The 13,071-nt window shown below is 55.1% G+C and carries 10 protein-coding genes; 7 read left to right on the forward strand and 3 right to left on the reverse strand.

The features are described from left to right. Positions 1–232: 232 nt before the first annotated feature. The 4 genes from KNP78_RS14690 (at position 233) to clpB (ending at position 7,016) form a co-directional block, all read left to right on the forward strand. The gene (locus tag KNP78_RS14690) at positions 233–2,086 is read left to right on the forward strand and encodes a DUF7507 domain-containing protein (protein ID WP_214825245.1); all 1,854 of its coding nucleotides are present in this window, start codon (positions 233–235) and stop codon (positions 2,084–2,086) included. A 142-nt stretch (positions 2,087–2,228) separates the two neighbouring features. Further along, complete coding sequence (locus tag KNP78_RS14695; protein WP_034781285.1) at positions 2,229–3,401, forward strand: CamS family sex pheromone protein; 1,173 nt, start codon at positions 2,229–2,231, stop codon at positions 3,399–3,401. Between the two features lie 141 nt (positions 3,402–3,542). Continuing rightward, positions 3,543–4,406: a DnaJ C-terminal domain-containing protein gene (locus KNP78_RS14700; RefSeq protein ID WP_214825225.1), complete on the forward strand. Its 864-nt coding sequence runs from the start codon at positions 3,543–3,545 to the stop codon at positions 4,404–4,406. Between the two features lie 18 nt (positions 4,407–4,424). Further along, positions 4,425–7,016 (forward strand): ATP-dependent chaperone ClpB, encoded by a 2,592-nt coding sequence (clpB, locus tag KNP78_RS14705; protein ID WP_214825229.1) that lies wholly within the window; start codon positions 4,425–4,427, stop codon positions 7,014–7,016. 38 nt (positions 7,017–7,054) lie between these two features. Here clpB and KNP78_RS14710 read toward each other — a convergent pair whose 3' ends face one another. After that, positions 7,055–8,128, reverse strand: a complete 1,074-nt coding sequence (locus KNP78_RS14710) for a TIGR04053 family radical SAM/SPASM domain-containing protein (protein ID WP_214825232.1) — start codon at positions 8,126–8,128, stop codon at positions 7,055–7,057. Continuing rightward, positions 8,125–9,489 carry a protoporphyrinogen oxidase gene (gene hemG, locus KNP78_RS14715; protein WP_214825235.1) on the reverse strand — a complete coding sequence of 455 codons (1,365 nt, stop codon included), beginning with the start codon at positions 9,487–9,489 and terminating at the stop codon, positions 8,125–8,127. Before hemG ends, KNP78_RS14710 begins: the two co-directional genes overlap by 4 nt. Before the next feature lie 112 nt (positions 9,490–9,601). Here hemG and KNP78_RS14720 point away from each other — a divergent pair, with 112 nt between their 5' ends. Together KNP78_RS14720 and glsA are read left to right on the forward strand one after the other, a co-directional pair. Beyond that, positions 9,602–9,775 carry a hypothetical protein gene (locus KNP78_RS14720; protein WP_214825239.1) on the forward strand — a complete coding sequence of 58 codons (174 nt, stop codon included), beginning with the start codon at positions 9,602–9,604 and terminating at the stop codon, positions 9,773–9,775. Between the two features lie 58 nt (positions 9,776–9,833). Continuing rightward, entirely contained in the window at positions 9,834–10,775 is a 942-nt protein-coding gene (glsA, locus tag KNP78_RS14725; RefSeq protein ID WP_034781271.1) for a glutaminase A, read from the forward strand. Here glsA and KNP78_RS14730 read toward each other — a convergent pair. Beyond that, positions 10,772–11,545 (reverse strand): CHAD domain-containing protein, encoded by a 774-nt coding sequence (locus KNP78_RS14730; RefSeq protein WP_214825242.1) that lies wholly within the window; start codon positions 11,543–11,545, stop codon positions 10,772–10,774. The genes glsA and KNP78_RS14730 overlap by 4 nt on opposite strands. A 37-nt stretch (positions 11,546–11,582) precedes the next feature. Here KNP78_RS14730 and KNP78_RS14735 point away from each other — a divergent pair, with 37 nt between their 5' ends. After that, a complete protein-coding gene (locus KNP78_RS14735) occupies positions 11,583–12,953 on the forward strand; it encodes an MATE family efflux transporter (protein WP_034781269.1) in 1,371 nt (456 codons plus the stop codon). Positions 12,954–13,071: the final 118 nt, after the last annotated feature.

Consider the following 13,071-nt stretch of genomic DNA (forward strand, 5'->3'; position numbering starts at 1 on the left):
TCTTCCGTGTGGAAGGCCTTTTTTCATTGACCTAATTTTCAACTGTTTTAGGATGACGGCGGGTTCGTGGGAACGTGCGAAGGGTAATGAATAGTATCTACAAATACTTTTTGACACCAAGAACTCACACCACGACTCGCGCACAATCATCCTCTATCCCTCTCCCGTGCCGGAGCGTGTCATCGCAGACATTCGTCACAGTTTGGCAGACACCTTAGAGGAGGGGACCATCATGCGAAACACTAACCGACGCATCTTTGCACTCATCACATTCGTCCTCGTATTGATTGGCATGTGGGCACCGAATGGCGTTTACGCGAACACGACAATGACACCAACGCCAATTTATGCACAAATTGATTTGAGCCCTGAAGAAATCGAAGCGTACGACGACGCAAGCCTGATTTACGACGACGTGACGTACTACGGGGCGCGTGAATCGTCAACGATTTGGCGGTTCATGGTGGATGCGGCCGACGTTGACGTTACGACCATCGATCAAGTCACGTTATATAATGGTGAGGGCGTTCCTTATTCGTTCCCGGACGCCGTCTATGCATTTCATGTTGAGGAACTTGCGGACGAGTCGACTGAGCCGGGTGATGACGGGACAGAGACAGTTCCGGACGTTGAAACACCGATCGAGCCTCCGCTCGTTGAATCAGAGCCATCGCCAGAAGAACCTGTCACAGAAGAAGTGACCGCACCCTCCGCCACCCCAGTAGTTGCCATCGATCAATTGGTGCTCGGTGCCGACGGGCCAATCGAGCGTGTGTTAGGCGGAGATTTAGTGACGTATCGGCTCGTCATCGATGTAACGGGCGCCCCTGTCGAGAATTTTTCCGTATCCAACACGGTTCCGGAAGCGTTGACCGTCGTCGCGGACTCGGTTGAAGTTCTCGGTCCGGAAGGTTCGGTACCCCCGACGACCGTGAGTGGACCACCCGCCTTCGATTGGACGTTTCCGACGATACCGGTCGGGACGACGACAATCCAGTTCGATGCGTTCGCACCAGACGTGACAGATGAGACGGTGGTGACGAATACGTTTTGTATCGGTGTTGAAGGAGCAGATGAATTGATTCCGGCCGAATGTGCCGAGGCGACCGTCACGGTCGTACCGAATGAGACGATTGGTCTCGAGGTCGGTAAAGAGGCAAATATTGATCAAGCCGTCGTCGGCGGAGTGATTCCGTATACGTTCGTCATCGAGAACACAGGCGAGACGGCGCTCACGATCACCTCTATCGAAGATGAGTTCTTTAGCGGAGACATCGATGCTGATAAGGTCGAAGCATTCAATGCCGACGTGCGTGAGCAGTTGATGGCGCTCATCGGGGAGAACGGCCTCGCGGCAGGTGAACGCGTCGAGGCGACGGTCAACTTAACAATCCCGAGCGACTATGACCGGACGAACGCTCCTGAGATCGGGAACGTGTTCCGGGTCGGCGCGACCGATTCCTATGGACGGGTCGTCGATGCCGAGAGTCAACAGATCGTCTTATTGAACCAAGCTGATTTCACGGTCACGAAAGTGGCGAGCCCAGGGACGGTGCACCCGGGCGAGGCGATTCGCTATACGTATACAATCACAAACACGTCGAATGTCACCTTGTACTTTGTCGATGTCATCGATGAATGGACGAGCGGGGCGTTGACGACCAAAGAACAGCGCGAGACGACCGAGACGCTTCGAGACGGCATGCAGGCTCTCGCTGAAGTCGAGAACGGACTCATCCCAGGTGAGGAAGTCGTGCTTGAAGTGGAGAAAGTGTTGTTACCATCCTATGATGTGCGAGCGGGCGCAGTACTGACGAACCGGACGACGTTCACGTTCGAGGTCAATCGTGAGGCGCGTGTGTCCCGAACGGCCGAGGCGACGGTGCATGTGAAACAAGCCATCCCGGAACCTGAACGCGACGAATCTGTGTATGTGCCTGAACCGACGACCCCGGTGACACCTGACCAAGCGACGCTACCGATGACAGGTTCGACGGAAACGTGGGGGACGGTCATTGGTCTCGTTTTAATCGTGCTCGGGCTCTTGTTCGTGACGCATCGGCGCCGTCCATCCACAAAAGCATGATCGCAGGCGCCCTCCGACACGAGTCGGGGGGTGCTTTTCTTTGAATCGGGACTGATTCCGCTTCGACACTTTTTTCGACGGACGATTTTGTTATAATGGACGAAGTGTAACGAATCGAATCATCAAAGGAGTTCAGACATAGATGAAATGGAAACAATTGATTATCCCAGCTCTCGCCGCGACGGTTTTCCTCGGCGGGTGCTCGATGAAAATCCCGATGGGGGAAGAGGAAGTCACACCAACGGGTGAAGAGACGGCAGCCGAAGGCGTCACAGAAGCGATTCAAGCGCGTGATTCATATTACCAGATGGTCATTCCATTTAAACCGGCGGCAGCCCGAGGTTTGGCCCAGCGCCAAGTGAGCTCGTCGCTCGAGCTCGAAGAAGTGGAGCTCGGCCTCATGCGCCATTCGACCGGCGCGTTCAAACCGGAAAACTATGCGTATCAAGAAGGACAGCTATTGACGAGTGAAGATGTATCGCGTCTGCTTGGCCGTAAAGACAAAACGTCAGAAGGTCTCGTCCCGCTCAACCCGGCGTATGCGAACGGCACGGCCGAAGTGGCCGAAGACCAATTCGTCGAGGAGAATAAAAAGTCGCCACTCTATTTGGCGTCGCTCGTCGAACAGAACTATATGACGAAAACGGATAACGGCTATCAACTCGGCGGTGTTTCGTTCGCTTTAATTTTGAACCGGGAGTACGTGTTCCAAGCGCCGAATTTCGGTCCGACGTATACGGAAAAGTTGGACGAGAAGAAAGTCATCGCTGAAGGAGAGCGTATGGCGAATGAACTCGTCGCCCAACTGCGCAAGCGCGAGGACTTCAAAGATCTCGATATCAACGTCGCATTGTATATGAAAGCGTCGCAAGGGTCACCGACGCCGGGGAACTATGTTAAATCGGCATTCGTTGGCACGGCTGGCGAGGTGACGGCGAGTGATTGGAAAGATGTCGACGAGACGTATTATTACTTCCCGTCCGCCAAAGCGACGACGGAAGTGCGCGATGACGCTCAAAAATTCTCCCTCTTCAGCGACCGAATCGCTGATGTGTTCCCAGATTTCAGCGGGATGATCGGGAAAGGTTTTTATCAGAACGGGGAATTGTCACGGATTGAGATCGATATTCCGATCCAGTTCTATAGCCGGGCCGAACTCGTCGGCTTCACGCAGCACGTCGTCGGCCTGCTCGAGAACCGCTGGGAATACAACCGGAACGTACCCGTCCGAATCAACGTCACCTCGCTCGGTGGCGAACAAGAAGTGACGATCGTGTTTGAAGAGGGCATGGATAGTCCGAAAGTATATTTCTAACCGATAAGAAGGCATCGTGATGAAACGAATGCCTTCTTTTTTTCGTATGACAAGTAACGAGGAAATTCTTTGACCTTCTTTGACCAAATAGGTAGAATAGACTTAACAGAATCGGGAAAGGGATAGGTGAGGTGAAACGAGATGGCAAAAAACTATTATGACGTCCTTGGCGTGCCGAAGCAGGCATCCGACCAAGACATAAAACGAGCGTATCGAAAGTTGGCAAAACAATACCATCCGGACGTGAATAAAGACCCGGGTGCCCAAGACAAGTTCAAAGCAATCCAAGAGGCTTTTGACGTGTTGAGCGATCCTGACAAAAAAGCGAACTATGACCGTTACGGAAGTCCGGAAGGGCCGACGTTCGGCGGAGGGGACAGCGGTGATGGGTACGGGGAAGGATCGGCCCAATTCGAGGACTTGTTCCGTCAATTCGGCGGTGGGTCACGAACGACGTCGCGCACATTCGGTTTTGAGGATATGTTCGGCAGCTTCTTTGACCAGGCGGTCGAAGAAGACCTCGATGAGACGGTCCGAGTCAATGTCCCGCTCAGTCAGTTGACGAGTGAGGCCAAAGTGAGCCTGCGCCTACAGACGGGGACGGTCAACGTCAAAATCCCGCAAGGCGCCCATGAAGGACAAAAGCTGCGGCTCAAAGGCAAGAGCAGTAAAGTCGGACAGTCGGGCGATCGAGGCGATGTGTACGTCGAGCTCCACTTCACCGATGACGACACGTACCGGCGCGAAGGGGCGAACGTCATCACCGTCAAACGGTTGCGTCCGCTCGCTTTCCTCGACGGCGCGGAAGTCGTCGTGGCGACACTCGATGGTGGCCGGGTCAAGCTGAAAGTCAAACCGGGGTCGCGGCCTGGTCAACGGATGCGCATCCCGGGACGTGGATTCATGACCGCTTCGAAAGTCCGATCGGATCTATTCGTCCAACTTGAAGTCGATTTGCCGCTAGACGCCGCCCACCGATCTGTTTACGAACAACTCGAACGCTGAGCCTAAGGAGGAAGCAGAATGGATTTCAATCGATTTACCGATAAAGCACATGAAGGCATCGTCAGCTCGCAGGCACTTGCGAAACAGTACCACCATAGCGAGATGAACGAATGGCACGTCTTGGCGTCGATGATCTCACAAACGGACGGCATCGCGCCGCTCTTACTGCAAAAAATGGAACTGAGCGTCGCCGATATCGAGGCCGAGGTCGCGATGGCGCTCAAGAACGCACCGAAACTTCAAACGCCGACGACGCCGATGATCTCGGCCTCGCTGTTGAACGTGTTGACGACGGCGGAACGTGAAGCGACAGGGATGAGCGATGAATACGTCTCGGTCGAGCATATTCTGCTTGGGATTATCATGAACAAGAGTCAAGCACAGAACATGCTCGAGCGCAAAGGTGTGACCGAAGAGAAACTACGCGAGGCGCTCGTGGCGGTCCGGGGCAATCGACGGATCACGTCGAAATCGCCGGAAGCGACGTATGACGTCTTGACGAAGTATGGACGCGACTTGATCCAAGAAGTGAAGACCGGAAAAATCGATCCCGTCATCGGGCGCGATAGCGAGATTCGGCGTGTCATCCGCATCTTGAGCCGGAAGACGAAAAACAACCCGGTCTTGATCGGGGAACCAGGCGTCGGGAAAACGGCGATCGTCGAAGGGCTCGCCCAACGCATCGTCCGCGGCGACGTGCCGGAGAGCTTGAAAGACAAGACGATTTTCAGTCTCGATATGAGTTCGCTCGTCGCCGGAGCCAAATATCGCGGCGAGTTCGAAGAGCGGCTCCAAGCCGTCTTGAACGAAGTGAAAGAAGCGGAAGGGAAAATCATCCTCTTCATCGATGAACTGCACACAATCGTCGGGGCCGGTAAGTCCGAAGGCGCGATGGACGCCGGGAACATGCTCAAACCGATGCTCGCCCGCGGTGAACTCCACTGTATCGGTGCGACGACACTCGATGAATATCGGCAATATATCGAGAAAGATCCAGCGCTCGAGCGCCGCTTCCAACAAGTGCTCGTCGACGAACCGCACGTCGAAGACACGGTGTCGATCTTGCGTGGATTAAAAGAGCGCTTCGAGATTCACCACGGTGTCCGCATTCACGACAACGCGCTCGTCGCAGCGGCCGTGTTATCGAACCGCTATATCACCGACCGGTTCATGCCGGACAAGGCGATCGATCTCGTCGACGAATCGTGTGCGATGATTCGGACGGAGATGGAATCGATGCCGGCCGAGCTCGATGAACTCGTGCGCCGCGTCATGCAACTCGAAATCGAAGAGGCGGCCCTGAAGAAAGAGAGCGATGACGCCTCGAAGAAACGACTCGATGCGCTGCAGCAAGAGCTCGCCTCAATCCGCGAACAGTCGGACGCGCTCCGACTCCGCTGGGAAAACGAGAAAGAGTCGACCCATCGTGTCCAACATATCCGTGGAGATTTAGAAAAAGTGAAACTTGAACTGCAAGAAGCCGAGAGCCGTTACGATTTGAACCGGGCCTCCGAACTCAAATATGGCCGCATCCCGGAACTCGAGCGTGAGCTTGCAGAAGCAGAGCGGCTCGCTGGTTCGGTGACACGTGAACTCGTCCGGGAAGAAGTGACCGAGGAAGAGATCGCCGAGGTCGTCTCGAAATGGACGGGCATTCCTGTGACGAAATTGACCGAAGGAGAACGAGATAAGTTGCTCAACCTCGAGACGGTGCTCCATCAACGCGTCTTCGGACAAGACGATGCGATTCGGCTCGTCAGCGACGCCGTCATTCGGGCTCGGGCCGGCATCAAAGATCCGAACCGTCCGATCGGCTCGTTCTTGTTCCTCGGACCGACCGGTGTCGGGAAGACCGAGCTCGGGAAAGCGCTCGCCGAGGCGATGTTCGACTCGGAGGACCATATCGTTCGCCTCGACATGAGCGAGTATATGGAGAAACACGCTGTGTCGCGTCTCGTCGGGGCACCTCCGGGTTATATCGGCTATGAAGAGGGTGGCCAGTTGACGGAAGCGGTCCGCCGCAACCCGTACTCGGTGCTCCTGCTCGACGAGGTCGAGAAAGCACACGCCGATGTGTTCAACATCTTGTTGCAACTGCTCGATGATGGTCGCTTGACCGACTCGCACGGGCGTGTCGTCGACTTCAAAAACACGATCGTCATCATGACGTCGAATATCGGGGCCGACATCTTGCTCGAAGCGGCGAAAGATGGCGTCATCGATGAGGCGGAAGAACGCCAAGTCATCGAGCGGCTCCGCCGCCACTTCCGTCCCGAGTTTTTGAACCGGGTCGATGAGACGATTTTGTTCCATCCGCTCACGCGGGCTCAAATCGGCCAAATCGTCGAAAAAGCGGTCGCACGCATGGGCAGTCGCTTGACGGCGCGCTCGATTCAAATCGAGATCACGGATGCCGCGAAGGTGTTCATTGCTGACGAGGCGTATGAGCCACAGTTCGGGGCCCGTCCGATCAACCGGTACGTACAACGGACGATTGAGACGAAACTCGCCCGTAGCATTCTCGCGGGAGATATCGAGGACGGCCAGACGGTCGTCATCGACGTCGAGAACGACGAGTTGACGCTTCGTCCCGCGACGGTCACTCACTGAATCACGAAAGAGCGCTGGCTGACGCCGGCGCTCTTTGTTTATGCAATCGGTTCGGGTTGATAGACGCAGTACGGTTCCTCGGCCTTATAGTCGCCGGTGACGGCATAAGCGCGGGCCCGAGATCCTCCGCAGACGTATCGATATTCACAGTAGCCGCATTTCCCGTGGTGTGTATCAGGGTCACGCAGCGATTTGAAGACCGGGTGGTGCCGATAAATCTCAGCGAGCGGTGTCTCTTTCACGTTGCCGCACGTGATCGGCAAAAAGCCGGACGGCTGGACGTCGCCCGTATGCGAGATGAACACGAAGCCGTTCCCGTCGTTCGTGCCGCGGGGCGCCTTGGCGAGGTCGTCATGCGGATGGCCGATGGGCGGTAATCCAACTTGTTTTCGCTTCAAATTCTCTTGCCGGGCGATGCGCCGATAAAACTGGGCTTCGGTCGTCGAGATGATGAACGGGACGTGCTCTTGCAACGCGAACGCCCAACGGAGTACATCTTCATGCCGTTCTGGCGAGATCGGTTGGAGGAGTGACCCGCGACCGGTCGGCACGAGGAAGAACAACGTCCATACCGAGACGCCGAGTTCACCGACGAGTTTGGCGATTTCCGGGAGTTGGTCGACGTTATACTCCGTGACCGTCGTATTGATTTGGAATGACATCCCTTCTTCTCGGAAGTAAGAGATGCCACGCAGCGTCCGTTCGAAACTGCCACGCGTACCCCGGAAGTAGTCGTGTGATTTGGCGTCCGGACCGTCGAGTGAGAACGCCCAGCGCGTCAAGCCGGCGTCTTTCGCCCGTATGACGGCGTCATGGGTCACACGAGGTGTCGCCGACGGGGTCATCGACACACGCATGCCGAGCGAGGCGGCATATTCGGTCAGTTCGAACAAGTCCTCACGCATGAGCGGGTCGCCCCCGGTGAAGACGAGAATCGGATTATCCATCGCCTGGATGTCTCGGATGAGTGCCTTGCCTTGCTCGGTATCGAGTTCACCCGGATACCGATGGAACTGGGCCTCGGCTCGGCAATGGACGCACGATAGCGCACAGGCACGTGTTACTTCCCAGATGACGATGAATGGATTTTCGTTGTAGTCGACTCGTTTCATACGGACACCGCCTGTCTCGCCATCACCCGGGAGACGGCCTGTTTGGCCGAGTCGACGCAGTCGGGGAGACCGACGCCATGCAAGATGGCACCACATGCCTCGATCCCGTCGAGTGTGGACAGCTGCTCTTCGAAAGCGCGCACGTATTGTTTGTGACCGACCTCATATTGCGGCATCGTATCGATGTGCCGTTCGACTTTTGTGAAAATCGGGGTACCGACGTGTTGAATCTTCCGCAGTTCACGCAGCGCGAAGTCGGCGATGGCCTCGTCGGATTCCGTCAACAAGTCGGGAACGAACTCAGATCCGATGTAGACGCGTAAGAGCGCCTTATGTTTTGGTGCCATATGGGGCCACTTCTTATGCATCCAACTGCAGGCCGTCAAGGCGTTCCCTTCCGCTTTGGCGATGACGTAACCGGTCCCGTCGAGTGCCGCGACCTCTTTTTCATCGAACGCCGCGAGCACGGTGATGGAAGACGTCCGTTTCAAATCGGACAATTTTTCTGCTTCCGGGAGACCGAGGATCGGACCGAGCGCATTCGGCGAAGTGGCCAAAATGATGCCGTCGAACGACTCGGTCGTCCCGTCGGCTAGGGTGACTTCATGGGGCCGGACCGCCGCGACTTTCGTCTCTGTATAGAGGCGGTCGATCGACGGGCGAAGCGCCTCGATGAGGACACCGAGACCTTGCTGAAGGGATAGAAACTTCCCGGCTTCACGTGGCTTGACGCCGGCTTGAACAGGTGGTGTCAATGCTTTCATACCGAGAATCAGGCTGCGTGTTTTTTGTTCAATCGTGATAAACTGAGGGAAAGTAGACTCGATGCTCATATCGTCGAGCGTCCCGTTGTAGATTCCCGAGAGAAGCGGTTCAATCATCGCATCGACGACTTCTGATCCGAGCCGGGTCCGGAAGAATTTGTCGAGCGAGATGTCTGTCCCCGTATAGACGCGTGGCAGCACGAGGTCCATCCCGGCCCGAAGTTTACCGCGCCACGTGAACAAATCGGTCTTGACCATCGGCCAAAACTTGGTCGGGATGCCCATGACCGATCCGTCCGGCATTTGTCGAAGCTGTTGGCGGACATAAATGTACGATGTCCCGGTCATCGACCGGACGAGATGATCGTCGAGTCCGAGCTCGGTGATCAGTTCGGTCAATGTCGGTTTTCGGGCCATGTATCCATCCGGTCCGCATTCTAAGACGAAGCCGTCTTGATAGACGGTCTTGATTTTTCCACCGATTCGATCGCTCGCTTCGTACATGGTGACGTGCGCCCCGGCTTGTTTCGCGTAATAGGCGGCGGCCATTCCTGTAATTCCTCCACCGATAATTGCAATTTTGTTCAATCCATTCACCCATTTCTATGTAGTGTTCTTCCTAACGGTACCGAGAATGTTGACGTAGACATAGGATAAGTCTCACATGGTTCTAGACAAATTCGTCACGATTGGGAAGGAGAGGCTCCATATGGTTTGGTTCGGCATAACGGCGATAGTCGTCGTGGTCGGCATTATCGCCTTCATCGCATCGATGAATCGGTACGGGGAGAAGCTCGACGGAGATGAAGACAGCCCGTCGGTCCTTTGGGCTGATGAGGAATGGTATAAGCCAGAAAAGGAAGACGGACCACTTGATGGTTAACCGTCTTCGAATATGATAAGATGACCCGGTTGAAAACTATCGGACATGGGGTGATTGGATGAACGTATTGGAACAACAATTGGCGCATTTGGTCGATGAGTGTCGTCCGTACACAGCACAAGGGAAAGTCGCCGACTATATTCCTGAGCTCGCGCATGTACAGGATGATTTGCTCGGCGTGGCGATTTGTTTGCCTGATGGTTCATATATTCATGCGGGGGACGTCCACCATAAGTTCACAATCCAAAGCGTCTCGAAGGCGTTGACGCTCTGTTACGTCTTGATGGAGTTTGGAGAAGATTACGTGTTCTCGAAAGTCGGGATGGAGCCGACTGGCGACGCGTTCAACTCGATTGCCAAGCTTGAAGAGACGGTGCCGTCAAAGCCGCTCAATCCGATGATCAATGCAGGGGCGCTCGCTGTCACGAGCATGATTTTAGGGGACACGGCGGAACTGAAAATCTATCAGTTCCGCCAGTTTTTGGCGACGTTGCTCGACGTGCCGGTGGAGGAAATCACGTATAACGAAAAAGTCGCCCGCTCGGAATACGAGACGACCGACTTGAACCGGGCCTTGCTCTATTTCATGCGCCATCACGGGATTGTCGAGGGTGATGTCGATGAAATCATCGACGTGTACACAAAGCAGTGTGCGATTGAAATCGATTGCTTTGACTTGGCCCGCATTGGCCGAATTTTGTCGGGCAACGGGGAAGACCCGGTCACGGGCGAAGAGCTGATCCCGCGTCGCGTCGTCCGAATCGTCAAAGCGATCATGACGACGTGCGGCATGTACGATGCGTCGGGGGAATTTGCCGTCCGTGTCGGTCTCCCGGGAAAGAGCGGGGTGTCCGGGGCCATCCTTGCGACCGGTAAACACGAGCTCGGACTGAGTGATGTCGGCTTCGGGATTTTCGGACCGGCGCTCGACTCGAAAGGGAACTCGATTGCCGGGATGAAACTGCTCGAACTGCTCGTCGAACGCTACACGTCCCGCTAAAGCTGGATGGCGTCGACCGATTCGTCGAGTCGAGATTGCAGCTCGTGCACGACGTGTTCGTAATCGTCGGCCAAGGCGGCGGGCGGTGTGAAATCGCTCCAACGCAATAACAGTTGATGTCGGTCATTCATGTCGCCGAGCTCGGTCTGGAGCCGCTTCAGTTTTTGAATTTGATCTTTTGAGGCTTTCGTCTCATAGTTCAATAAGTACTCGTTCAAATAGCGCTCGCGTTTCACGGCGAGCCTGACCTTGTGGAGCGTCTCGAGCCGGTCGGACATCTCCGTCGCATCGTGATGGGCGTCGATCCGTCGTTTGCGGTCGCTCCTCGCTTTATCGATAAATGACGCGGCGTCCTGCTTTTTGAAGGCACGGAACAACTGTCCGCCGATAAAGCGGCGAACTTGTTGGTCGAGCGATGGGGTCATCTTCTCTGTGACGCGCGTATTTAAAATCGTGCGGTCTTTGGCGCGGCTCGCTTCGACGTGATCGGCGAAAGCCTGCTCGAGCTCGGTCTCGACAGCGAGCCCTTCGAGAAGAACGTCCCCGTCACGCACTGCACCGAGCGCCTCCATCAACTGTTTCAACTGACGATACGTGGAAGGTTTCGTGTCGTACAGTTGCATGAACGTCAATAGTTTCCGAAGATGGACCCGCGCTTGGTGGATGTCTTCGCTGTTTTGGAACGTGAGCGCCTCGGTCATATAATGATTGAACGTGTTCCACGTCTCCAAAAGCTCGTATTTTAATTTCTCCGCATTCCGTTGATTCATTCTAATTTTTCCTTTCTGAAATGAGATGAGGTTGTCCATGTATCAAACACATTCACTTAATGAAAAAATTAAACTGTTCTTCACCATCTTCTTCCCGATTTTGGTGACACAAGTGTCCTTTTACTTAATCAGCTTTTTTGACACGGTCATGTCAGGCCGTGCCGGTGCCGTCGATTTGGCAGGCGTCGGTGTCGGGTCGAGTCTATGGATGCCCGTCTATACGGGGTTAAGCGGGATTTTGCTCGCTGTCGCACCGATCGTCGCGCAGGCGCTCGGGGCACGCAACATCCAACAGATTCAACGGACACTGTATCAAGGTGTTTACTTAGCGATCGGGCTGAGCGTCGCGACGCTCGTTCTCGGCTTCTTTCTCGTCCCAAGCGCTGTCGACGGCATGGGGCTGAGTGAAGAAGGTAAACGGATTGCCAAAGGGTATTTGCTCGCACTCGGATTCGGAGTATTGCCGATGTTCTTGTTCAACGTGCTGCGCACACTCATGGACTCGCTCGGCAAAACACGAATTTCGATGCTGCTTATATTATTAGGGTTACCCATTAACGTCGGGTTAAACTACATCTTCATCTTTGGAAAACTTGGTGTGCCGGCATACGGCGGTGTCGGGGCCGGGATTGCCTCAGCGATCACCTACTGGTTGCTGTTCTTTATGGCGTTCGCGTTCGTCCGGAACGGAAAACCGTTCCTCGAATATCGCTTCCTGCGTTCAGTGGAACGTCTCATGTGGCCGAGACAAAAAGAGTTGCTCAAACTCGGCACGCCGATCGGTCTCGCCATTTTTGCCGAAGTCAGCATCTTCGCGGCAGTGACATTGCTCCTTAGTGCCTATGGTGACAATATCGTCGCGGCCCACCAAGCGGCCATCAACTTCGCCTCGTTCGTCTATATGTTGCCGTTGTCGGCATCGAGCGCGCTCACCATCGTCGTCGGGTACGAACTCGGGGCCGGGCGACTCAAGGATGCGGTGCGCTATGCTAAAATCGGGATCGTACTCTGTCTGGCCGTCTCGCTCTTCTCGGGTGGTCTTTTGTTCTGGCAAAATGAACGGGTTGCCGCGATTTATACGAACGACGCGGCCGTCGTGGAACTCGCGGCCCACTTCATGATCTTCGCGGTCTTTTTCCAACTGTCGGATGCGGTCGCCGCACCGATTCAAGGGATTTTGCGTGGCTTCAAAGACGTGAACGTGACGCTCGTGTTGTCGCTTATCGCCTATTGGGTGATTGGTCTCCCGCTCGGCTATACACTCGCCGAACAGTTCGGCTTCGGACCGGATGGTTACTGGATCGGGTTGATCGCAGGTCTTGCGGCAGGCGCCGTCTTGTTGTTCATGCGTCTCATTCATATCGTCAAACGGTATGAGGGGAAACCGCTCATGAACGAGAACTCATAACCTGCAAAAGTTGACGTCACTGACGTCAACTCAGACTGTAGACAAAACATTGTCTGCAGTCTTTTTTATTTGCCCGACCGGGCACAGCTCGCTTTTCTGGGGGCAAGCAGGGAGCCGC

This window comes from Exiguobacterium sp. s28 (genome assembly GCF_018618135.1).
Taxonomy (GTDB): domain Bacteria; phylum Bacillota; class Bacilli; order Exiguobacteriales; family Exiguobacteriaceae; genus Exiguobacterium; species Exiguobacterium mexicanum_A.

Bases quoted from the DNA above. Each gene is read 5' to 3' on its own strand.
- KNP78_RS14690 (WP_214825245.1), top strand. From the start codon at position 233: ATGCGAAACACTAACCGACGCATCTTTGCACTCATCACATTCGTCCTC.
- KNP78_RS14695 (WP_034781285.1), top strand. From the start codon at position 2,229: ATGAAATGGAAACAATTGATTATCCCAGCTCTCGCCGCGACGGTTTTC.
- KNP78_RS14700 (WP_214825225.1), top strand. From the start codon at position 3,543: ATGGCAAAAAACTATTATGACGTCCTTGGCGTGCCGAAGCAGGCATCC.
- clpB (WP_214825229.1), top strand. From the start codon at position 4,425: ATGGATTTCAATCGATTTACCGATAAAGCACATGAAGGCATCGTCAGC.
- KNP78_RS14710 (WP_214825232.1), bottom strand. From the start codon at position 8,128: ATGAAACGAGTCGACTACAACGAAAATCCATTCATCGTCATCTGGGAA.
- KNP78_RS14720 (WP_214825239.1), top strand. From the start codon at position 9,602: ATGGTTTGGTTCGGCATAACGGCGATAGTCGTCGTGGTCGGCATTATC.
- glsA (WP_034781271.1), top strand. From the start codon at position 9,834: ATGAACGTATTGGAACAACAATTGGCGCATTTGGTCGATGAGTGTCGT.
- KNP78_RS14730 (WP_214825242.1), bottom strand. From the start codon at position 11,545: ATGAATCAACGGAATGCGGAGAAATTAAAATACGAGCTTTTGGAGACG.
- KNP78_RS14735 (WP_034781269.1), top strand. From the start codon at position 11,583: ATGTATCAAACACATTCACTTAATGAAAAAATTAAACTGTTCTTCACC.